At 50.2% G+C, this 22,365-nt stretch carries 19 protein-coding genes; 11 read left to right on the top strand and 8 right to left on the bottom strand.

What is annotated here, in order from left to right; all coding sequences use genetic code 11:
* Positions 1-22 precede the first annotated feature (22 nt).
* The 7 genes from BLT35_RS07155 to BLT35_RS07185 all read right to left on the bottom strand — a co-directional run bounded on the left by BLT35_RS07155 (position 23) and on the right by BLT35_RS07185 (position 9,005).
* Entirely contained in the window at positions 23-985 is a 963-nt protein-coding gene (locus BLT35_RS07155) for a phosphoglycerate dehydrogenase (RefSeq protein WP_074727395.1), read from the bottom strand.
* Positions 985-1,812, bottom strand: a complete 828-nt coding sequence (locus tag BLT35_RS07160) for a carbohydrate ABC transporter permease (RefSeq protein ID WP_062410618.1) — start codon at positions 1,810-1,812, stop codon at positions 985-987. Before BLT35_RS07160 ends, BLT35_RS07155 begins: the two co-directional genes overlap by 1 nt.
* Positions 1,813-1,822: 10 nt before the next feature.
* The gene (locus BLT35_RS07165) at positions 1,823-2,695 is read right to left on the bottom strand and encodes a carbohydrate ABC transporter permease (RefSeq protein WP_054817350.1); all 873 of its coding nucleotides are present in this window, start codon (positions 2,693-2,695) and stop codon (positions 1,823-1,825) included.
* A 72-nt stretch (positions 2,696-2,767) separates the two neighbouring features.
* A complete protein-coding gene (locus BLT35_RS07170; protein ID WP_062410617.1) occupies positions 2,768-4,087 on the bottom strand; it encodes an ABC transporter substrate-binding protein in 1,320 nt (439 codons plus the stop codon).
* 193 nt (positions 4,088-4,280) lie between these two features.
* Positions 4,281-5,933, bottom strand: coding sequence for a response regulator transcription factor (locus BLT35_RS07175; protein ID WP_074727396.1), 1,653 nt, complete (start codon positions 5,931-5,933; stop codon positions 4,281-4,283).
* Positions 5,908-7,656, bottom strand: a complete 1,749-nt coding sequence (locus BLT35_RS07180; protein ID WP_074727397.1) for a sensor histidine kinase — start codon at positions 7,654-7,656, stop codon at positions 5,908-5,910. Before BLT35_RS07180 ends, BLT35_RS07175 begins: the two co-directional genes overlap by 26 nt.
* Positions 7,657-7,679: 23 nt before the next feature.
* Positions 7,680-9,005, bottom strand: coding sequence for an ABC transporter substrate-binding protein (locus BLT35_RS07185; RefSeq protein WP_074727398.1), 1,326 nt, complete (start codon positions 9,003-9,005; stop codon positions 7,680-7,682).
* 216 nt (positions 9,006-9,221) lie between these two features.
* Here BLT35_RS07185 and BLT35_RS07190 point away from each other — a divergent pair, with 216 nt between their 5' ends.
* From BLT35_RS07190 to BLT35_RS07230, 9 genes are all read left to right on the top strand, one after another.
* Positions 9,222-10,697 carry a sodium:solute symporter family protein gene (locus tag BLT35_RS07190; RefSeq protein WP_062410613.1) on the top strand — a complete coding sequence of 492 codons (1,476 nt, stop codon included), beginning with the start codon at positions 9,222-9,224 and terminating at the stop codon, positions 10,695-10,697.
* A 10-nt stretch (positions 10,698-10,707) separates the two neighbouring features.
* Complete coding sequence (locus BLT35_RS07195) at positions 10,708-12,132, top strand: two-component system sensor histidine kinase NtrB (protein WP_217634700.1); 1,425 nt, start codon at positions 10,708-10,710, stop codon at positions 12,130-12,132.
* Positions 12,110-13,525 (top strand): sigma-54-dependent transcriptional regulator, encoded by a 1,416-nt coding sequence (locus tag BLT35_RS07200; protein WP_175471944.1) that lies wholly within the window; start codon positions 12,110-12,112, stop codon positions 13,523-13,525. Before BLT35_RS07195 ends, BLT35_RS07200 begins: the two co-directional genes overlap by 23 nt.
* A 195-nt stretch (positions 13,526-13,720) precedes the next feature.
* Positions 13,721-15,157, top strand: coding sequence for an aldehyde dehydrogenase family protein (locus BLT35_RS07205; RefSeq protein ID WP_062410611.1), 1,437 nt, complete (start codon positions 13,721-13,723; stop codon positions 15,155-15,157).
* 22 nt (positions 15,158-15,179) lie between these two features.
* Positions 15,180-16,415, top strand: coding sequence for an ABC transporter substrate-binding protein (locus tag BLT35_RS07210; RefSeq protein WP_074727401.1), 1,236 nt, complete (start codon positions 15,180-15,182; stop codon positions 16,413-16,415).
* Positions 16,416-16,525: 110 nt separating this feature from the next.
* The gene (locus BLT35_RS07215; RefSeq protein WP_074727402.1) at positions 16,526-17,401 is read left to right on the top strand and encodes a branched-chain amino acid ABC transporter permease; all 876 of its coding nucleotides are present in this window, start codon (positions 16,526-16,528) and stop codon (positions 17,399-17,401) included.
* Positions 17,402-17,404: 3 nt separating this feature from the next.
* Positions 17,405-18,415 carry a branched-chain amino acid ABC transporter permease gene (locus BLT35_RS07220; RefSeq protein ID WP_074727403.1) on the top strand — a complete coding sequence of 337 codons (1,011 nt, stop codon included), beginning with the start codon at positions 17,405-17,407 and terminating at the stop codon, positions 18,413-18,415.
* Positions 18,384-19,112, top strand: a complete 729-nt coding sequence (locus BLT35_RS07225; protein ID WP_074727404.1) for an ABC transporter ATP-binding protein — start codon at positions 18,384-18,386, stop codon at positions 19,110-19,112. Before BLT35_RS07220 ends, BLT35_RS07225 begins: the two co-directional genes overlap by 32 nt.
* A complete protein-coding gene (locus BLT35_RS07230; RefSeq protein ID WP_175471946.1) occupies positions 19,096-19,794 on the top strand; it encodes an ABC transporter ATP-binding protein in 699 nt (232 codons plus the stop codon). Before BLT35_RS07225 ends, BLT35_RS07230 begins: the two co-directional genes overlap by 17 nt.
* A 77-nt stretch (positions 19,795-19,871) precedes the next feature.
* Here BLT35_RS07230 and BLT35_RS26810 read toward each other — a convergent pair whose 3' ends face one another.
* Positions 19,872-20,015, bottom strand: a complete 144-nt coding sequence (locus BLT35_RS26810) for a hypothetical protein (RefSeq protein WP_160327407.1) — start codon at positions 20,013-20,015, stop codon at positions 19,872-19,874.
* 108 nt (positions 20,016-20,123) lie between these two features.
* Between BLT35_RS26810 and BLT35_RS07235 the strand changes: the two genes are divergently transcribed.
* Together BLT35_RS07235 and BLT35_RS07240 are read left to right on the top strand one after the other, a co-directional pair.
* Positions 20,124-20,810, top strand: coding sequence for a response regulator transcription factor (locus BLT35_RS07235; RefSeq protein WP_054817335.1), 687 nt, complete (start codon positions 20,124-20,126; stop codon positions 20,808-20,810).
* The gene (locus BLT35_RS07240) at positions 20,807-22,297 is read left to right on the top strand and encodes a sensor histidine kinase (protein ID WP_054817334.1); all 1,491 of its coding nucleotides are present in this window, start codon (positions 20,807-20,809) and stop codon (positions 22,295-22,297) included. Before BLT35_RS07235 ends, BLT35_RS07240 begins: the two co-directional genes overlap by 4 nt.
* The last annotated feature ends 68 nt before the right edge of the window (positions 22,298-22,365 follow it).

Here is a 22,365-nt window from a genome sequence, read left to right on the forward strand (position 1 = left end):
TTCTCACCCCGCTTGTTTCTGTTTAAACGACGATGTTCTCCGGTACCTTATTTTGAAATACATCAAGAATCGCCTGTGCTGTTGTCAGGCTGACTTTATGATAGGTTTCATAGGTTTCCGCTGCCGTATGAGGCGTCGTGATGAGATTCGGCAGCTGAAACAACGGATTGTCAGCGGATACCGGCTCCTGCTCGTATACATCGATAGCCGCTCCGGCCAGCTTCCCGGATTTCAGCGCCTCGGCGAGCGCTTCTTCACTGACGACGGCTCCTCTTGCCGTGTTGACGAAATAGGACCCGTCCTTCATCATGCCGAAGGTTTCGCGGTTCATAAAATGATGCGTTTCCTTCAGGCTGGGCAGATGCATGCTGACCACATCGGATTCGCGCAATATTTCTTCATAGGAGGTTAAGGTGACATGGAGCGCCCTGGCTTTTTCCACATTTGGATACTTATCGTAGGCATACAGCTGTACATCAAAGCCCTGCAGCTTCTTGGCTACCATCTGGGCGATATTTCCGAAGCCAAGCAGTCCGATTTTGCGGCCTATCAATTCCGCCCCTACAAACCGGTCCCAGTATCCTCTTCTTGCCGACTGATGCAGGCCCGGAATGTTGCGCATCGCGCCCAGGATCAGACCGACGGCCAGCTCCGCCACTGCGTTGGCGTTACCTCCCGGTACATTGGTGACCCGGATTCCGTATTGCTTGGCCTTCTCCAAATCAATATTATCTACACCGACACCGAATCTTGCGATGATCTTCAGCTTGGGGGCCAGTTGGAACACCGCTTCGTCCCATGTATCGACTCCGGCAACCACGGCATCGATATCGCCCACAAGAGGCTTAAGCTCCTCGAACGTATGCGGCCGGCCCAGCTTGTTTTCGATCACTTCACAGCCGTGACTTTCCAACAGCTGCTTGGCTTCTGCACAAAGCGTCGAATAATTTGTCGCCGTCACTAATACTTTTTTCGCCTGTGTCATTATTTAACTCCTCCTACCGTCATGCCGCTAACCATATATTTGGATGTAAAGAGATACATGATAATGACCGGAATGGAAGCAATGATGGAGCCGCCCATCAGAGGACCCCAAGCAAATACGTCACCCACGATCATATCGGACAAGCCCAACGTAATCGTTTTGTCGACGCTCTTGGTCACCACGACCAGTGCGTACAGGTATTCGCTCCAGCACAAGGTGAAAGCGAAAATGAACGTAGCCGCAATACCGGGAGCCGACAGCGGAAAGATAATATTAAGCATGGTTCGAAGCCTCGTGCAGCCGTCGATCATCGCCGCCTCTTCAATTTCCACGGGAATGGATTTAAAATACGAAATCAGCATCCATGTCGCATACGGCACGGTAATGGTCGGGTAGATGAGCATCAGGCCGTAAATGGAATCGTTCCATCCGATAGAGGACACCAGCATATACAGCGGAATAAACAATACCGCTCTCGGCATCAAATAGGCATACAAGATTCCTTTGGACATCATGCTTCTGCCCCGGAATTTCAGCTTGGCTATGGCGTAAGCCGCAAGCATGCTGACGATAATAGACGCAAAAGATACAACCAGGGAAACGATCAGGCTGTTCTTGATATTGACGAGAAATTCTTTTTCCATTAATTTGACATAGGCCGACCAGCCGAAGTGATGAGGCCAGAATGTCGGGGTCATATTGTAGATCTCGCTTTGTGATTTAAAGGAGGTATTGATCATCCAATACAGCGGAAACAGGGCGAAAATCAACAAAACGGCCAACGTTGCGTAAACTATGATTTGCTTGCTTAATGAATTTCTTTCCATAGCGGACCACCTACTCTTTCGATGAAAGCGAACGCTTCGTTACATAGTTGATGAGCATAATCAGCGGAGGCATGGTCATGATCGCAATGGCAATCGCCTTACCCAGGCTCATGTTCAAAAAACCTATCGTATAGCTGAGTGTAGACAATACTTGAGTGCCGTTGTCCGGACCTCCGCGGGTCAATAACCAAATGATTTCAAAATCGTTCAGCGTCCAGATCGTGGTCATCACGGCTGCCAGTATCGTGACTTCTTTGATGGAAGGCAGGGTCATATAGAAAAAGCGTTTGACCGCCCCAGCTCCGTCCAGCATAGCCGCTTCGTACATTTCCTTGGATATGGTCTGCAGACCTGCAAGGATGGCAATGCCCATGAACGGAATGCCCCGCCAGACATTGACCAGAATAACGGAGAACATCGCTAAATCCGGAGTGGACAGCCAGCCTACCGGTTGACTGATGATGCCGGTTTTTAGTAATAAGAAATTCAGTACGCCTCCAACGTCGGAGTATATCCACTGCCATGTAAAGACCGAGACGATGGTCGGAATTGTCCAAGGGAGAAATAACAGAACTCTAAATAGATTGCGAAACACGATTTTTTCATTCAATACCAAGGCCATAATCATGCCGAACACCGTTTTGGCGATGACGGCTGCCGCAGTAAACAGGATGGTGTTCCATACGGCTTTCCAAAACAACGAGTCTTTGACTAATTCAATGTAGTTATTCAAACCGATAAACGTGGCAGGTACACCCACGACTTTGTTGGTAAAGCTTAAATAGACCGCCCATCCGAACGGAAGAACCATGATGGCAAGCAAGTAAATCACTACCGGACTCACTAACACATAGGCAAGTTTATGATCTATATTGGTTTTCAAGCCGCACCCCGCCTTACTTGTTAGGTTAAGGTATCAGGAGAATGCCTCTGATACCTTAACCGCCTTTGGACATTATTGTTTGTTGTACACTTCTTCAATTTTGGCATGCAAATCTTGGATTGCCGTTTCCGGAGTATAGTTGGCATCGAGCAACAGCTTCTGGAATGTATCGTTCACGTAACGCAGGTTGAATACTTCTCCCGCCTTCGGATTGTACTCGCTGGGGAATCCCAGGAACGCAAAGCTTTTGATGGATTCCACAAACCCTTTGTTTTTCTCTTCCTGCCACACCGGCTCATTGGCCAATTCCGGATAGATCGGTCCTGTCAGCGGAGCGCCTTTTTCCACCCAGGTTTTGTACCAATCCTCTTTCACCATGTACTCGACAAACTTCTTCGCCAGGTCTTTATTTTTGGAATCTTTAAAAATGCCCAGGTTGTTGCTGATGCCCGGAATGACGCTTCCCTTAGGTCCGGCCGGAATAGGAGCAATGCCGGTATTCTCGTAAAGCTCAGGGTTGTCTTTCTTGATCGTGCCGAGTACGCTTCCGACGTTGAAAATCATCGCGGCCTGACCGCTTAAATACGCCTTGTTGTTCCCGCTGTCATCCCAACCGATGGAGCTTGGAGGCGTACTCTTATCCACGGTGAACATCTCTTTGATAAACTTCGCGGCTGCAATCGTTTCAGGACTGTTCACGATGACGGTCTTGCCGTCCTTCGTATCCAGCGAGCCGCCATAGGACCAGATAATCGCTCTTGTCAAAAATTCAGCGTCGGAGTTCCCTTTTCCGTAGCCCAGCCCCGCGCCGTATACGCCTTTACCAGGATCCGTAAGCTTCTTCGCCATTGCCCTAAACTCATCCCAGGTTTTCGGAGGCGCATCGAAGCCGGCATTTTTCAGCAGATCTTTGCGGTAATAAAGCACCTGCGATTCCGTCCAAAACGGAACGGCGTACTGCTTGCCTTGGAAGCTGATCGCTTTCTTCATGCTTTCATGAATTTCGCCATTATCGCTTTCTACCTTTTTCACCAAATCGCTTACATCCTCCAGAACACCCTTGGCATAAAACTGCCCTACTTCCTGATATCCGAAGAAGGATACATCCGGAGTCGTTTTGGATTCGATGGCCGCGGACCATTTGGGATAAAAATCTTCATAGGCGATGAGTTCGACATTGACATTGACCTGATTTTCGGCTCCAAATTGTTTAGCCCGTTCGAGGATCAATTTATTTTGATCCTCGAACAATTGTTTTTTCATCCAGAACGTTAACGTTTGTGTCGGCTTCTCCTGTTTTGGCGCTTCGCCTGCCGACGGCCCGCCACTGCAGCCTGCGGCAACCGATGCCATCAAAGTGACGGCCATTGCTTTGGTTACCCATGGTTTCATGAAAAAGACCTCCTTCAATAGGGTGCAAAATCGTTTCAGCTTGCTTTCATGTTCATTGTAATGTGTACACGCTTACGATAAAATGACAACTATTTAACTTTCGTGATACAAAATTAACGTGTTTTGGGCCGATGGCCACCGACACAAAAATGCAGCCAAACCTCGTTCCGAGGCGGCTGCATCCATAGGGCTGTTATTTTCCTTCTTCAATCTTTAAACGAAATTCCTGCGGAGTTAAGGAATAGTACTTTTTAAACACTTTGATAAAATAGTTGGGGTTCTGATAGCCCAGCTTGAGAGCAATTTCATAGTTTTTCAATGTGTTATCCGCAAGCAAAGAAGCGGCCATTTCCATCTTGAGGCGCAGGACATAATCGCTTATATTTTCTCCGGTCTCCAGCTTATAAATCCGGGAGACATGCACAGGATGCATATACATATGATCGGCGATGGCCTGTAAAGAAACATCCTCCACCAGATGCTTTTGGACAAACTGCTGGATTTTGCGGACGGCATTCTCTCGGTTGTTCCTCGTTTCATTCTCCATACACTGCTGCAGCCGCCGAAACGATTGAAACATCCAGTTCTCCAAAGCCGCGATCGAACGGCATGCCGTCAAGCCCGCTGCATCGGACAACACAGGTCCGATCATTTGCGCCAGCTCCCGGCCGTTTTTATGGGCAAAGGAGCTGAAGGAAGCATAGACGAAGAAAAAAACTTCGATCAGATGCTCGGCGGAATCCGCCCATTTCATGTGAAGCTCGTCCAGGATGCCCGTTAATTTTTCATGTGCCGCATCCCAATTCCCCGACTCCAGCAAATGGATAAGCAGGGGCGGTTCATATAGTCTTTGCAGCGAATGGACAGGCTGCTGCTCCATTTCGTCGGATACGTAGATCAACAGCCCGCTCTGGTTTCCTACCCGCCTGCGGAGGGATAACAGGCTGTCCTGGTAAAGCCTATTCATATCATCGGGGAACGACCCCCATTTGCTTATCAAGACGGAAACGGTCCCTTTCAGATAATGGCTCACGCTAAGCTGTAATTGGGAGGCCATAAGCTGCAGCTGATTTTCTACGGTCTCCCGCCTATTCTCCGTTTGGGCAAGCTCCGCCTGTTTCTCATCGGTAACTGTGACAACGAAGACCAAATAGCCGTAAACGTCTTTACCCGGCCATAGATGGAAATAACCTTCACATATTTCCTCCGCCATGTTGCCGATCGCATATTCCATCAAAGACAAGCTGTAAAAATCCAGCTCAGAAAGCTGCCCTTCCATCCGAACCAGCATTAAAGCGAACGGGCAATCGGGAGCAATGCTCATCTTAAGCAAATCCAGCTTCTCCGTTAATCGCTGCTTGGAATACTTCACACCCTGCAATAATTCGTTTAACAGCTCGGCCCTCAGCTTCGGAAGGTTCTCCTCCAACGCTTTCAGCACGCGCTGGTAAGACTGACTTTCTTCGCGCTCCCTTTGCAATACATCCACCGCATGCTTCACCTTCGATAAAATCGCTTCATCGCTAATCGGCTTCAACAGGTAGTCAAAGGTATTATGCTGAATCGCCTGCTTGGCATATTCAAATTCCGCATGTCCCGACAATAAAATGCATTTAATTTTTTTCCAATTGCGGCGGACCTCCTCCAAAAGCTCCAATCCGCTCATGCCGGGCATCCGGATGTCGGTCATGATAATATCGATGGGATTGGTTTTTAAGATGTCCAGTGCTTCAAATCCGGAATACGCTTTATAAACGGAGCCGATTCCGGCTTCAGGCCAAGGAAGAGTATCTGCAAGACTATCCACGACACTGGCTTCATCATCTACGATCAGTAATTGGAACATCTCCATCCCCTCCTTTCTTTGAACCGCCGGCCGTTTCCCATATCACTTCAACGCGAAGTCCGTTTAAGGGTGACGGTGAAAAAAACAACCCGGATTTCCCTTCATACATGTGAATTAAACGCTGGTGAATGTTCCAGAGTCCGCAGCCTGTTTGTTCATCCATGGGCACGTTGATTTTGGTTTGGAGCTCTGTCATGGCCTCCTTCGACATGCCGCCGCCGTTATCATCTACAATGATCCGATTCGTCCCGTTGGAACGTTCGCCTTTGATATGAATGATGCCGAATTCCAACTGATTCTCCACCCCATGGATGACGGCATTCTCCACAATGGGCTGAATCAGCAGGCGCGGAATTTCCAATTCCATCATGTCTTCAGGAATCGCGATCTCGTAGCCTAAACGCTGCATTCTCATCGTCTGGATCTCCAGATAATTTTGGATCAGCTTCATTTCTTCCCTGATGGTGGTCATCGGGTTTTCGAGCCTGGTCGTATAACGGTAATATTCTCCTAAATTCAGAGACATGGCCACCACGGCCTCTTTTTCTCCCAAACTCGCCATGTTCTTGATATAAAACAAACAATTATATAAAAAATGAGGGTTGATTTGCGATTGTAACTGCTTCAAAGTCGCTTCCCTCGAGCGGAGCGTTTCTTTATATACCTTTTCTATGAGCTCTTGGATTTGTTCGGCCATTTGGTTAAAGCTGTTAAATAAAAAATCAAATTCATTGTTGGGCTGCTTCTGAAGCCTTACGGAATACTGCCCGTCTTTGATTCTTTGTACGCCGCGCAGCAGCAATTGAATCGGCCTTTGAACATTCCGGTACAATAATAACGTCATCAAAATGCTTAACACCATCAGCAGACCGACCGAAGTATAAAATAAATTCCGGCTGACCGTAATCGGAGAATAGATACTTTCCAGCGGGACCAGATCCACGAGATACCAGCCAAGGCTTTCCGAACGGATATAATTGACAATATATTGCTGTTCATTCAGCGATATCGTCAAATTTCCGCTCTTGCCCAGCTTCAAACGGTCTAGTTGTTCGACGGCGCTGCTCACAAGCGTATGATCCGCCGTACGGTTTAAGATCGGCTCCTTACCGGCCAGATAGAAAAAAGGCTCGCTCCTCCCGCCCTGCTTCAGCTGATTCAGCATATTTTTTAGATTGTCATCTGTAAATCTAACCTCAATAAGTAAATTCGGGTTATCGGATTCCCTCATTCGGGAAAAGAACATCTGCTTTGCTCCAAAGACTACCGTATCCCGGTGCAGCCATTTTTTTAATTCCGTCTGATCGATATAGTCCTGGTTGTATTCAACCGAATAGTCGGTGGATATGACTTCCTTGGAATCCGACAAATGGAGAATAATCTGATTGTTCCAGCCGCTGGTTGCAATCTGCATATTCAGCATTTCCACAATCCGCATTTTTCTTTGCACCTGATCGAGCGGTTTGCCTGTGCTGCGTCCCTCCAAATATTCTTTTATACTGTAGTCCCGGCTGGCAATCACCGAATACTTGGTAAACTGCTCGATCATTAATTCCATTTGGCTCATAAAAAAAGAAAGCCGGTTGCGATTTCCGTCCTCAACCGTCTCCCGAACCACGTTCATGCTTACTTGATGGGAATATCCATATAATAAAATGATCGGGATAAGCAAAGAAAAGACGAGCGTGATCACTTTGCCGAAGGTGTTCATTTTTATGTTCATACGACGTCTCCTGCAATGATGTATTATTTGGCTTTCTCCCTGTCGATGATCGCTTGATATGCTTGATTGGCCTTATCTGCTGCGTCTTTAATATCCTCGCCTAACAAGCCCTTAATGACAATGTCGCCTATGATATCGCGCGCCTCGCTTACACTGAATACCTGCGGGCGGTCATGGCCCACCCCGACTTGTATGGATTCGCTTATGACAGGGATATATTCCTCCGGAAATCCGGAAACCCCTTGAGGATCATTCCATACCGAATTCCGCGCTCCGGGGTTTCCCCTTTGCTGCGATTTCAAGACAAGGTCTTTACCGGTTGCCCACTCGATGAATGTCCATGCCGCTTCTTTATTCGCCGATGCGGAATTCATCGCCAGTCCCCAAGCCGTGATATTAAAAGGCTTGGCCCCGGCCTGGCCCGCAGGGAACATAGCAAAACCAACCTTATTCACAATTTTCGATGTACCGGGATCAAGCATGCTGCTGTAGATCGCGCTCGCGTCGGTAAAGAACGCCGCTTTCCCTTGGGCAAACACACCCATCGCTTGCGGCCAGGCCATATTCAAAACACCCGGAGGACCATAATTTTTCAGCAAATTGGCATATCTGCTGATCCCCTTGATGGCTTCCGGCGTGTTGATTGTCGCTTTACCGTCCTTTTGAAAATCGGCGCCTTCCGAATATAAGAAAGACGAAAGCTGAGTGACAAGTGCATTCCTCTGCCCCCTGGCCACAAAACCGTAGACGCCATTGTCCGGATCATGCAGCTTTTTTACCGCCTCCTCCAGCTCATCCAACGTTTTGGGAACGGGTATGCCGGCTTGTTCCAGCAAGTCTTTCCGGTAGTATAGAATTTGCTGTTCGGTGGAAAGCGGCACGGAAATCAGCTTCCCGTCGGCCGTTGTAGATTCTATGGCTGATTTGGAGAAATCATCAAAGTCATAATCCGGATTTCTTCTCACATATTCATCCAACGGCTGTACCCAACCGTTTTTATGAAAAAGCTTCACTTCTTCCAACGGGCGAATCATGAAGACATCGGGATTGGAACTGCCTGCCGTTAATTGAACGGACAGCTTTTGGCTCAGCTGTTCATTGGCCAAAATCTGCAAATTGACCTTCAACCCGGTTTGGGACTCAAATTCGGGCAGCATCGACCTGATCACATCCGCCGCAGGGCTAACCCCCATGTAAGCGGTTATACTTGTGCCCGTATACGGTTTGCCGTTCTTGCCGAAAGAATTATCGGAATCCTGATCATGACCTCCGAAACAACCCGCCAATGTACTTGCCATCAGCATGATGCAAACAAATAAAGTTGTCCATTGAATACATCTGATTCTCATATAATCCTCCCTCCAGCACTTGCTAATAGTTCATTTTATAGCAATTTTCAATCTTTTGATATGCAATCTATTTAACATTTATGGTATAAAATTATCCATTTAATGCGTTTCCAATAGATCTTGTTCATATTTTGGTATATATTTAACTGGTAAAATTATTCATCGCATGAATGGTTGAATCGTCTCTTGTATGCAGTCCATTAAGGAGGAGCTTGGATGGAACATAGCCTGTTGTACCTGCTCTATTTTTTATTCTACAGTATCGTGCTGCTGTGGTTTGGAAAATACGGATTTGATCGGGTGAAAAGCAGCAAGGATTATTTTATAGGCCATGGGAATATGGGCGTATTTCTGGGCGTTTGTACGTTCTGCGCATCATGGATTAGCGCCACTTCCATGCTATTCATTACGGGCAGCGTCTACCGCTTCGGTCTGTATCCGTCCGTGTTCGGCGTTCTGGGCTGGTTCGCAGGGGCGCTGCTTTTTATTCCTTTGACCAACCGGTTGGCCCATCAATCCCTCCGGAAATCCCTTCGTACGCTCCCGGAATATTTCTATGTCCGTTATGGCTGCAGAAGATTGCAGGCAGTAGGCGGAATGGCGGTCGTTTTTTCCCACCTGTTTTATATCATGCTGCAGATTCGGGGTTTTGGCCTCGTTGTCGGCCATATGCTGGAAATTCCTTACGCGCTGGCTGTGTTACTGGTTTATTTATTCCTGATCTACACGACCTTTGGCGGCTTTGAATCCGTTGCCAGGACAGATATGGTCAATTTTTTGTTAATTCTAATAGGTTCTTTCACCGGAGCCATCCTCGTTTATCAGGAGCTTGGCGGAAGCCTGCATACTGCACAAAAGTTTGTATCCGCTTCCATTTCATTGCCGCAGGGCACCTCATCCCCAATGGCCGCAGACCGGTCCTCGCTTTTTTATTTAGGCATGTTTATGTTTATGAGCTGGGCATTGGGCAAATCCACCTATCCCCAATATATGAACCGGGTGCTCGCGGCGAAGGATCGTTCCACTGCAGTCAAAATGATCGGCATCTCCCTCATCCTGCTGGTTGCGACGTATGCCGTTCTGATCTTCACCAGCCTGGGAATCCGGGCCTTATCCCCGGAGCTTGCGGCCGTATCGTTAGACGAAATCATGCCCATGGCAGTGGAACGCCTATTCGCCCCCTATTGGGCCGGACTGATTTTGACGGCCATTATGGCTGCCGCCGTTTCTACGGCCAACTCCCAGCTTCTGGTTCTGGCGGGGAGCTTCAGCTGGGATATTTATCGTTATGCCGTGAAACGCCCAGCCACTGAAGAGAAGCTGATTCGCGTGAGCCGATGGCTTGTTACCATTGGAGCAACCGTCTCTTTGCTGATGGCTTTTATTCCTCCCGGAACTTTGCTCGATTACAGCAGCTATATATGGGGATTTTTTGCCGCGACGTTCTTCGTCCCCCTGTATGGCGGACTGTTCTGGAAGGGGGCGACCAAGGAAGGGGCATGGGCGGGATTTGTCGGCGGCACCTCGATCTATATCATGGAAATCCTCTTCTTCCGTCTCGAAGGCGAATGGACGAATCCGGCTTTACCCGGCGTCCTGGTCTCTCTTCTCTGTCTGGTAACGGTCAGCACATTCTATAGAAGAAAAAGGAACAGGAAAAATGAAGAAGATCCCATTCTCACCCTCCATTGAAACCAAAATTATGCTTCCCTTTCTCCTGCTGGTCATTTTCCCCGTTCTCTTCGTCGGGGGAATTTCCTATTGGTCCGCTTATAAAAACTATAGCCAGAGCATGGAAGAAAAAGCGGCGTTAAGCCTTAATCAAGCGCTGCTGCAGTTGGAGCACATCCATCAGAAAGTCCTCGCCCGGGCCGTTTCATTGACAGAAGGAAAGAAGGATAGTATCGAGTTTACCCAAAAGCTGTGGAAGAACGAGATGGTCATTGTCGAAGGAGAGGTCATGTTATTGGCGCCGTCCGATCCATGGACGGAGCTCCGGCTGCATCTGTCCGGAACGGATCAGCCTCATGGCCGGGTCATCCTTGACAATACCTGGTTTCATCAGTCGTATTTGCTGTTTGATACCTATGAACCATGGAATTGGCGCATAGGCATCCTGGTAACGATAAATCCGTTTTCCCCAGCCTTAACCAATATCCAGAAGTATACGCTGATCACCATCGTCATTGCCAGTATATTCGTCATTCAGGCAACCATCCTGCTGGCGCACCACATTGCCAAGCCATTGAAACGTCTGGCCGGATGGTTTGATCAGGTTCGGGACGGGCAGCCCTTCCACCTTGAAAAGGAAAACGAGGAAATGCTGCAAAGGAAGGATGAAGTCGGAATCCTTGTCGACGCCTTTCATCAAATGGTCCGGCAAATGGAAGAGAGAAAACAGATGGAAGTCCGGCTGACCCGCCTGGAAAGATTAGCCGCGCTGGGTGAGCTTGCAGCAGGTATGGCCCATGAAATCCGCAATCCGCTGACGGGAATGAAAACGAGCGTGCAGGTGCTGCAAAGGCGGATTGCCGGAAATGAGCAAAACGATATGCTGCTCACCGGAATTCAGTCGGAAATTGAAAGGCTGAATCGGCTAACCATTCAGCTGGTTCATTTCGCCAAGCCGCAGCTTGCCAGGCTGCTCCGGGTTGACATCCGCCAAGTACTGGATGAAGTACTGGCCCTTCTCGCCCAGCCCATCCGGGACAAACAGATCCGCATTGAAGTACGACAGACGCATCCCCCTCTTTTCGCCTTTTACGATCCGGATCATTTGAAACAGATTTATCTGAATTTACTGCTGAACGCGATTAAAGTGGTCCCGTCTGCAGAAGGCAAAATTGTCATTCACATGACGGAAAACTCCGAAGAACTCCGCATCGACATCTCGGATAATGGCATCGGGATCCCTCCCGAACATGCGGATAAAATATTTAATCCCTTTTTTACGACCGATCCGAAGGGAACCGGATTAGGGTTGTCTGTCGTACACCGGCTCGTGACGGAGCACGGCGGACATATTGACGCCAAAGATGTTGGAGATGAGGAACAAGGCACCGTATTTTCCTTTACAATACCGAAGAAGAGGAGGAAGCATGTTGATGAAGCGAGTGGTCATTATTGATGATGAAGCGGTTATCCGCTTGTCCTTGCAAATGGGTTTGGAGGATGAGGGATTTACGGTTTGGACCGAAGAAACCGGCGAATCGGGGCTGAAGCGGATCGCTGAGGTTCAGCCGGATCTGGTATTTTTGGATGTTCGGCTGCCGGGGAAAAACGGGATCGAGATTCTGAAGGACATTAAAAAAATGAATCCCGACGTGACCGTGCTGATGATGACGGCCTACGGAGATGCCCAATCCACGGTCAAGGCCCTTCAAGCGGGAGCCTTTGATTACATTGATAAACCGTTTGAACTGGAGGATGTGCTGACCCTCATCGAAAGCGTGTGGACAAAGGAGAAAAAGGCGGCGGAGCTTGGTTCCCCCCGGCATCAGGGGGAGCAGCCTATCGATCACCCTCCGATCATCTGCGGGTCCCGTCCGATGCTGGACGTGCTTGCCCAAATCCGCCAAGTGGCCGAGACCAATACAAGTATTCTGATTATGGGAGAAACCGGCACAGGAAAGGAATTGGCTGCCCATGCCATCCATGCCTGCAGCCATCGCCGGCAAATGCCCTTTATCGCTCTGAACTGCGGCGCAATACCCTCCAATCTTCTCGAGAGCGAGCTCTTTGGTTTTGAGAAGCATGCGTTTACGGGGGCCGACAAGGCAAAATCCGGTTTGCTTGAATTAGCCTGCGGAGGCACCATCTTTCTCGATGAAATCGGAGAACTGCCGTTGGACATTCAAGTCAAGCTTTTGCGGTTCCTGGAGGATCGGAAGCTTCGCCGGGTAGGCGGCACAAAGGATCGGGCGATCGATGTTCGCGTGGTAGCGGCAACCAACCGTCATCTGAAAGAAATGGTCGATACCGGGCTTTTTCGCAAGGATCTCTATTATCGTCTGCATGTGGTCCCCATTTATTTGCCTCCTTTGCGCGACCGCGGAGACGATGTGGTGCTGCTCTCCGACCATTTTTTGAAATCGCTGTCCGCCAAGCTCAACAAAAATATCCCCGGCTTTTCCCCCGCCGTACTGGACTTGTTCCGCCAATATCCATGGCCGGGGAACGTGCGGGAATTGAAAAATTGCATTGAACGATTGGTCATCCTCAACCATGACACCATGATCACCCCTTCCCAACTTCCGGAGGAAATCGTCATCGAGGCCTTGCATCAGTTGGATCTCAAAGCGGCGGAAAATGACTGCGAAAAGGCCTCCGTCCGCGAAACCGTCCGCCCTTTCCCGGAAGCTTTTCATCTGGAACGGGAATTGGAGAGATTGGAGAAGCAATATATCGAGCAGGCTCTGCATCAAACACGGTGGAACTTAAGTAAATCGGCCCAGCTCTTGGGGATCAGCCGATTTTCATTACAGCGGAGAGTGAAGAAATACTTTGGCGAGGTATTCTAGCGCCCGGATACTGTGCGAAATCGCTCGATTTTTAAATAGTTGCTGTGCGAAAGCCCACACTTGAGGTGTGGGCTTTCGGTTATCAGCCGCTCTCCAAACATGCGCTAGCCTTTATTTGATACAAAAAGCTTTGGCATGGACTTTGCTTATTTATAACTTGAGCCGTACGAAGGCGAGAAAAAGGAGGGACATCCGTTGAATGGGGCAGCTGTAATAAGAAAAGCCAATTTTATAGGGGGACGATGGAAATCGAGCTTTTTTCATTATGAATTAAAGAATCCCTATGATCTATCCACCATTGCCGAAATCCCGCTCTCTACACCGGAGGAAATGGAGGAAGCCATTGCAGAAGCCGAACAGGCTTACGCACTTGTGAAAACCCTTTCCTCTCATGAAAGGTCAAGCATTTTGTACAGAGCCGCACAATTGCTGGAAGAGCGGGCGGAGGATTTCGCCCGAACGATTTCCCTGGAAGCGGCGAAACCGATTAAAACCGCCCGCATGGAAGTAACCAGGTCGATTCAAACGTTCTTGTTCGCCGCCGAGGAAGCCAAGCGGATGTACGGAGAATCCATCCCGATGGATGCGGCCAAAGGCGGGGAAGGAAAAATCGCTTTTACCGTCCGGGAACCTATTGGAGTGATTGGAGCTATCACACCGTTCAATTTTCCCCTGAACCTGGTAGCCCACAAAGTCGCTCCTGCGATTGCAAGCGGTAACACGATCGTGCTTAAGCCGGCGGAACAAACGCCGCTGACCAGCTTCAAGCTCGCTGAACTGCTGCGGGACGCCGGACTTCCCGACGGTGCGTTGAATGTCGTTGCAGGGGATGGACCGACGCTGGGGCCTGTTCTCTTGGCGGATGAACGAGTGAAGAAAATTTCCTTTACGGGATCTCCCGAAGTAGGAAAGCTCATTCGTTCCCAATCGGGCTTAAAGAAGATCACCCTAGAATTAGGATCAAATTCGGCGCTCATCATCGACGAGCAGGCCGATCTCGATAAAGCCGTTCCTAAAGCTTTAACCGGTGCCTTCACCTACGCGGGACAGGTTTGTATTCATACCCAGCGGATTTATGTGCACGAAGCGATTTACGATGCTTTTGTGGAACGCTTTGTCGAAGCCGCCAAAACATTAATCGTCGGAGCTCCTTCCGATGAACAAACCGATGTCTCCGCCGTGGTGAATCAACGCAGCCTGCAGCGTATTACGGCCTGGCTCGACGAAGCCCGGCAATCCGGTGCGACTTTCCTGGCCGGGGGTGAAGCCAACGGACAAGTCATTCCCCCTACCATCTTGACCGATGTCAACGAGTCAGAGAAGGTCGTTTGCCAGGAAGTGTTTGGCCCCGTTGTCATCATCAATCGCGTCGGCTCGGTGGAAGAAGCGGTTCGTCTAACGAATCAATCCCGTTACGGCCTGAATGCCGGGATTTTCACCACGAATCTGGATGCCGCCTTCCGTGCCGCACAAGGGCTGCACGTCGGTCAGGTCATGATCAATGAAATTCCTACCTTCCGTGCCGACCATATGCCTTACGGCGGCGTCAAGGACTCGGGAATCGGCAAAGAAGGAATCCGTTATGCCATTTCGGAAATGACCGAAGAAAAATTGATTGTCATTCAGCTTTAATTCATTCAAAGGAGAGTAAGCCATGAAAAATTCACGAAAAGCCTATTGGGGTGTTTTGTCCGCCGTCTTTCTGGCAGGCTCGCTTCTCAGCGGATGCGGAGCTGCGGAGACGAATGCACCTTCGAACGCCGGAACGCCCGCCCCCTCCAGTGAAGGTACCCTGAAAATCGGCGCCGTGCTGCCGATGACAGGCGGTTCGGCCGTATTCGGAGAAAAATTCAAGCAAGCCTACTCCCTTGCCGTTGAAGAAATTAACGCGGCCGGGGGGATCAGCGGGAAAAAGCTCGAGATTATCATTGAAGATTCTCAAGAAAAGCCCCAGGTGGGTAAAACCGCGACGGAGAAGCTGGTGGCCAATAAGGACATTTTGCTGCTGACCGGCGGACGCTCATCCGGGGTCACCCTGGTCGAAGCCCAAGTGGCCAATGAAAATAAAATCCCTTACCTGATCGATCACGGCAGCTCCGATAAAGCCACGATGAGCGATTATGATTACGTATTTCGTTTAAGCCCGACAGCCGGAATGTACACCTCCGCTCTGCGCGACTACTTTCAAACCAATCCGCCGAAATCCATCGCCTATATCAATGTAGATAATGCGTTCGGTGAAGCGGTGTATGAATACGGCATCAAAAAATATACCGACTCCGCAGGCATTCCATTCACGCTGGAAAAGTATAAAGCCGGAGAGCTGGACTTCAAGCCATTAATGGAAAAAATCAAAGCGGCTAACCCCGAGGTGGTTATCGTCACCGCCGGGGATGACAACGACGCCACTCAAATCATGAAGGCAGCCAAAGAATCCCGCCTGTCTCCAAAGATGTTTGTCGGTACCGGCGCGGGCCACTCGATCATCGGCTTTGCGCAGCAGTCCGGCGAGCTCGCCGAAACGGTATTGACCGCAGGCCCGTGGCACGGAAACAAAAAGGACCCGAAATTCCAGGAGTTCCATAAAAACTTCACCGCCAAGTTCCAACATGAGCCCGGCGAGCACGAGGTAGAGGGCTATGCAGCGATTTATGTCATCGCCGACGCCTTGAAGCGCGCCAAAACCCTGGATCGTGAAGGAGTAAAGGAAGCGCTGGAAGCCACCGATCTGGAAACGGTGTTTGGACGTGTGAAGTTCGAAGATTTTGACGGTTACAAAAATCAGAACAAGGGCATGACCGATATTTCCCAATGGATCGGCGGAAAAATGATCACCGTGTATCCGGATGAGTACGCACAGGATCAAATGAAAGATTTCAAAGGCTGGTAAAGAGCCCGGCAGGAATCAGAGAGGCATTCTTTACGATGCGTATCGTGGCGGAGGGATGGGATCCCCCGTCCCCTCTTGCCCGACTTTATTTACAGAAAGGAAGTACACCTATGCTCCAGACCCTCCTGGATGGATTGCTGATCGGGGGTATTTACGCCATTATCGCCCTCGGGTTGACCCTGATATTCGGGGTTATGCACGTCATCAATATGGCCCACGGCGAATTCGTGATGATCGGTATGTTTATCAGTTATTTCCTGTTTTCCAAATTCGGCATGGATCCTTTTATCAGCATGTTGTTCTCTGTACCCGTTTGTTTTGCTATCGGGTATTTTCTTTATCGATGGTTTGTTGAAAAAGCCAAAAAAGCTCGCGAGGAAAATACGCTTCTGCTTACGGCAGGCACGGGAATTTTATTTGCCAATGTGATGGCGCTTCCCGCTTTTATCGGACCTAAATTCCTGCGTCTTAACGGTGAAAACCTGTATTGGGAAAACAAAGTATGGCATATCGGAAGCTTGTCGCTCAATGCCACCCTTACGGCCGGTTTTGTCGTCACCGCACTCTTGATCTATAGTCTGCACAAGTTCTTAACGAAAACAGATACCGGATTTGCCATCCGTGCCGCATCACAAGAGCCTATGGCGGCTACGATTGTCGGCGTCAACGTGTCGGTCATCTCCGGTTTAACCTTCGGTCTCGGTGCGGCCTTTGCCGGGATTGCCGGAAATATATTGGCGGCCAATTATCCCATCTATGCTTCCATCGGAACACTTTTTGTCGTTAAAGCATTCGTCATCGTCGTATTGGGCGGCATGGGTTCCATTCCGGGAGCCGCGCTCGGAGGTTTAATTCTTGGCGTTACGGAAAGCTTCGGTGCGGCTTACATTCCGGGCGGAACGGGCTTCCGCGATATGTTCGGGTTAGTCATCTTCCTGTTGGTTCTCCTGTTCAGACCTCAGGGATTGTTTGGGAGGGCGAAATAAAACATGAAAACCAAAACGGCTGTCATTGCCCTCGTCTCAGCCCTGGCCATAGGCTTGATCGTCCCCTTCATCGGCGCACAAAACGCTTACTTCTACACCGTTTGCTCCTATATTCTCGTTTGGATCATCTTGGGGCAAGCCTGGAACCTGCTCGGCGGCTTCACCGGACAAATTTCCTTCGGTCACGCCATGTTTCTTGGCATCGGGGCTTACGCCTCCATGATTTTCATGAACGAGCTCAACATGGATATGTTTCTGAGCATGGCGCTCTCCGCCCTGCTGGCAGGACTGTTCTCCCTCCCTCTGGGCAAACTGATATTCCGGCTGCGGGGACCTTATCTCGGTTTAGGAACCTTGGCGATGGCCGAAATTTTGCTGATTATCGCCCGAAACTGGAAAAGCGTGACCAATGGCGGCGAAGGGATCATGCTGGAGTCCGGCGGCACCTTTCTTGGCATAAGCGTTTCGGATAAACAGGAGTATTTTTTTCTCGGCTTGGCGTTAACGGTTCTGGTTTGTCTGTTCATTTCTTATCTGATGAAAACAAAAACCGGTTATTTGCTCATCGCGATCCGCGAGAATGAAGATGCCGCGGAGTCCATGGGGATTCATGCCGCACGATATAAGAGCCTATCCTTATTTCTTTCTGCAGCGATCACAGGCTTGGGAGGCTCCTATTACGGATTGTTCAACAAGTTTATCGATCCCGAGATGGCCTTTACCGTACATCTTTCAGCGGAAATGATTTTTGTCACCGTTATCGGCGGTATCGGAACCATCGCCGGGCCCATAATCGGGTCCACGCTGCTTATCGGCCTGCAGGAATACTTAAAGGGAATTCCTGCGCTGCAAACCTACCCTTCCCTTTATCTGGTCATTTACGGTCTGATGATTATGGCCGTTATCGTTTACCTTCCGGGCGGCATGGTTGACGGGATAAAGAAATGGATGACACGCATGAAAAAAAGGAGGGGAGAACCGCATGAGCTTACTGAAAATCGACCGCATTACTAAACGGTTCGGAGGAGTCACCGCTAATGAGAACATCAGCTTTGATGTGAAAGAAGGGCAGATACTCGCGCTCATCGGACCTAACGGAGCCGGCAAAACGACCTGTTTTAACATGATTGCAGGCGTCTTCCCTCCTTCCGAAGGAAAAATTTATTACGACGGTCAGGACATTACCGGAAAGAAGCCGCATGAGCTGAATGCCATGGGGATCGCACGCACCTTCCAAATCGTAAAACCGCTGGCCAAATTAACCGTTTTCGATAATCTGATGGTCGCCTCCTTGGCTAAAAGCAAAAATATAAAAGAAGCTCAAGAAAAAGCAAAGGAGATGTTGTCCTTCACGCATTTGGAATCTCTTCAGCATATTCCGGCTGGACAGCTTTCGATCGGAAATTTGAAACGGCTTGAGGTGGCGCGCGCAATCGCAACAAGACCCAAGCTGCTTCTCATGGACGAGCCGATGGGCGGGCTCACGCCATCCGAGGTGGACGAGGCGATCAGGCTGATTCATCAAATCCGTACGAATGGAACAACCATTGTGATTATCGAGCATATTATGAAAGCCGTGATGGCGGTTTCGGATCACATTGTCGTGCTCCAGAACGGCGTCATGATTGCCAACGGGGACCCAAAGGCGGTTATGAACGATGAGACGGTGATTAAAGCGTACTTGGGGGATGGATATGTTAAAAGTCACTAATCTGGAGTCTTTCTATGGGGCGGTGCAAGCGGTCTGGAATGTTTCTTTTGATGTCAGTCCCGGAGAAGTCGTATCCATCATCGGCACCAACGGAGCCGGTAAAACAACGATACTGAAGTCGATTGTAGGTTTGACCGCTCACACAGGATCGGTCCGTTTCAAAGATCAGGAAATAGGCCATCTTCCCGCTCACAAAATGGCCGAGCTCGGAATCGCCTATGTCCCGGAGGGCCGTAAGGTATTCCCGCAAATGACCGTCCTGGAGAACCTGCGAATGGGCAGCTATAACAAGCGGGCGGCGAAATTTCGCGAGGAATCCATCGCCCATATCCTTGATACCTTCCCCCGCTTAAAAGAAAGAGCAGGCAATATGGCCGGGAACCTGTCCGGCGGAGAACAGCAGATGCTGGCCATCGGCCGGGGCCTCGCATCCAAGCCCTCCTTGCTGCTGCTGGATGAGCCGTCACTTGGAATCGCACCGATTCTCGTGGATGAAATATTCGAAACGATCCAAAAAATGAAAAAGAACATCACCATTGTCCTCGTAGAGCAGCATGTTCATCACGCCTTGTCGATTGCCGACAAGGGATACGTCATCGAGCATGGCAAGGTGGCCATCAGCGGAACAGGCAAACAATTGCAGGAAAACGAGCATGTCAAAGCAGCCTACCTCGGCTTATAAATGACCCCTCGACGAATATGGATGAAACCAAAGCAGGCTTCCGATAATCACTCGAAAGCCTGCTTTTAATCGTTTGTTTATCCGGTTGAATTTACTTCATACAGCCAAAACGTTACCATAGAAGGAGAGCTTCTTTGATCCAAGTCCGCTTCGTACAGAACCGTTGGTTTTGTCATGGCAAGGCCCTCCTTTAATGCGAGTACGGCATCGCTTCTCGGCATGCTTTCAAGCCTCCTGCAATGATTCAGCCGCGGTTCAGGCCGCATTCAGCGTACATTCAGCTTCGTGGCGGATAATTTATACCATGGACTGACGTGGGAGGCATAGGGATGAAAAGCTTAAAAGGCATTAAAATTATGCTGGTCGATGACGAACCCCACATACTGCAATTTCTGGAGCTGGGACTGACAAACGAAGGCTTCGAAGTCAAAACCGCGCCTGACGGCATGAGCGCCGTCAATCTGGCACAAGAATTCGAGCCGCATGTCGTCGTGCTGGACGTGATGATGCCGGGCATGGACGGATTTGAGGTGTGCCGGCTGCTCAAGAAGAACGGGAACAATATTGCCGTGATCATGTTAACTGCCAAAGACGAAGTCGATGACCGGGTAAAGGGACTGACACTCGGAGCGGACGACTACGTGGTCAAGCCGTTCAGCTTCGAAGAGCTGCTTGCCCGCATCGGCGCCCGGATTCGCAATCAGTTTCCGAATCTGTTCGGCGAGGTAACGATCGGCCCTTTCCGCATTGACGACCGCAGAAAAGAAATCGTCTATCAGGAGCAGGCGCTGGGGCTCTCCCCGACGGAATACGAGCTGCTTAAATTTTTGGTCATCAATCATGGCATCGTGCTAAGCAAGACGAAAATTTTGGATAAGGTCTGGGGATATGACTTCGGAGGGGAAGAAAATATTGTCGAGGTTTACATCCGTTCCTTGCGGGACAAATTGGCCGACAAGGAGCATCGGTTGATCCGGACGCTCAGGGGCGCCGGGTACCGGATGGATTTGCCATGATAAGGAAAGTTCTTGATCCGGTTAAACGGGTGATGGCTCCCCGTTCGCTCCGTTTTCAGCTTCTGACACGGTCGCTGTTCATTTTGGCCGCCCTTCTCCTGCTGATCGGCGCGCTGCAATATGTATTAATGAAGGATTTTCTATACCGGAATCAGGCGGAAACGATGGTAACGCAGCTAAGGACGCTGCCAAGAGATATATTGACCCGGCCGAATCCGCTTCCGGAACGGTCTTCCGGCGACCGTGCGCCCGGCTCGCAGTCCGATACAGGCCGGCCTCGGGGCCCGGTTCTGTTCCTCCCGGATATGTCTGTCGCCTATATCGGGCACGACGGAACCTTCATCGATCTGACCAGGGATAATGGTTCCGTTTCGCCGCGTCTGTCGGACGAGGAGTACCGCTCCATTCAGCCGTCCGATCATCGGGGACGGGTCCACTATCGCGTTGTCCGGGACGAGGAAGGGAAAGAACAGCTCATCGTGTTCCGGCCGGTCGGCTTGCAGATCGGCGGCATGTTTCAAATGGGGACAGCCACAGCGCCTCTGCAGGATGTGGTCATGCGCCAGCTGCTGACGTTCGTGGCGCTGTCCGTTCTAGCATTGGCGGGTGGCTTGGCGTTCTATCTGCCTGTGCTTCGCCGTACGCTGAATCCACTCGATATGATGGTAAAGGCGGTCGAACGGACGGATGCCGGAAATTTAGCCGAAAGGTTCCCCGGTCCGCAAGGGCAGCTGGAGATCGACCGTCTGGCTGACTCTTTTAACGGCATGCTGGAACGGCTTGAGACCTCCTTTGAGGCCGAACGGGAAGCCAAAGAACAGATGCGGCGGTTCATTGCCGACGCCTCCCATGAACTGCGAACGCCTTTGACGTCGATTCACGGCTTTTTGGAGGTGCTGCTTCGCGGGGCGGCCGACAGGCCGGAACAGCTGTATCCCGCCTTGAAAAGCATGCATGGCGAATCCAAACGCATCAAGAAGCTCGTAGAGGATTTGCTGATGCTGGCCAAGCTCGACCGTTCCCCGGAGCTTCAATTGAAGGAAACAAGGCTGGACGAACTCATCCGGGAAATGGAGCCGCACCTGCGGATGCTGGCGGGAAGCCGGACCGTTGATTTCGACCTGACGGCAGGCATCCGGGGGATTTACGATTCGGATAAAATCAAACAGGTCATCCTCAACCTGTTCCATAACGCCGTTCAGCATACCGACCCGGAACACGGAGTGATTAAGGTAAGCTTGTCGTCCCGCAGGAATCAAGCGGACCTGATGATCCGCGATAACGGTATCGGCATTGCCGAAGAGCATATTCCCCATATCTTTGAGCGATTCTACCGCAGCGATGCGTCCCGAACGCGCAAGCATGGGGGTGCGGGACTTGGACTCTCGATCTCCAAATCGATTGTGGAAGCCCATGACGGCACGATCAGCGTCGATAGCAGACCCGGTAAAGGCTGCACGTTCTCCGTCCGTCTTCCCGCTCTTTGAAGGCTGCCGGTCCAGTCCAGCTGTCCGGCAGTCCAAAAACCGTCCACCCGCGGCTGCTCTCTCAAGCA

Source organism: Paenibacillus naphthalenovorans (assembly GCF_900099895.1).
Taxonomy (GTDB): domain Bacteria; phylum Bacillota; class Bacilli; order Paenibacillales; family NBRC-103111; genus Paenibacillus_G; species Paenibacillus_G naphthalenovorans.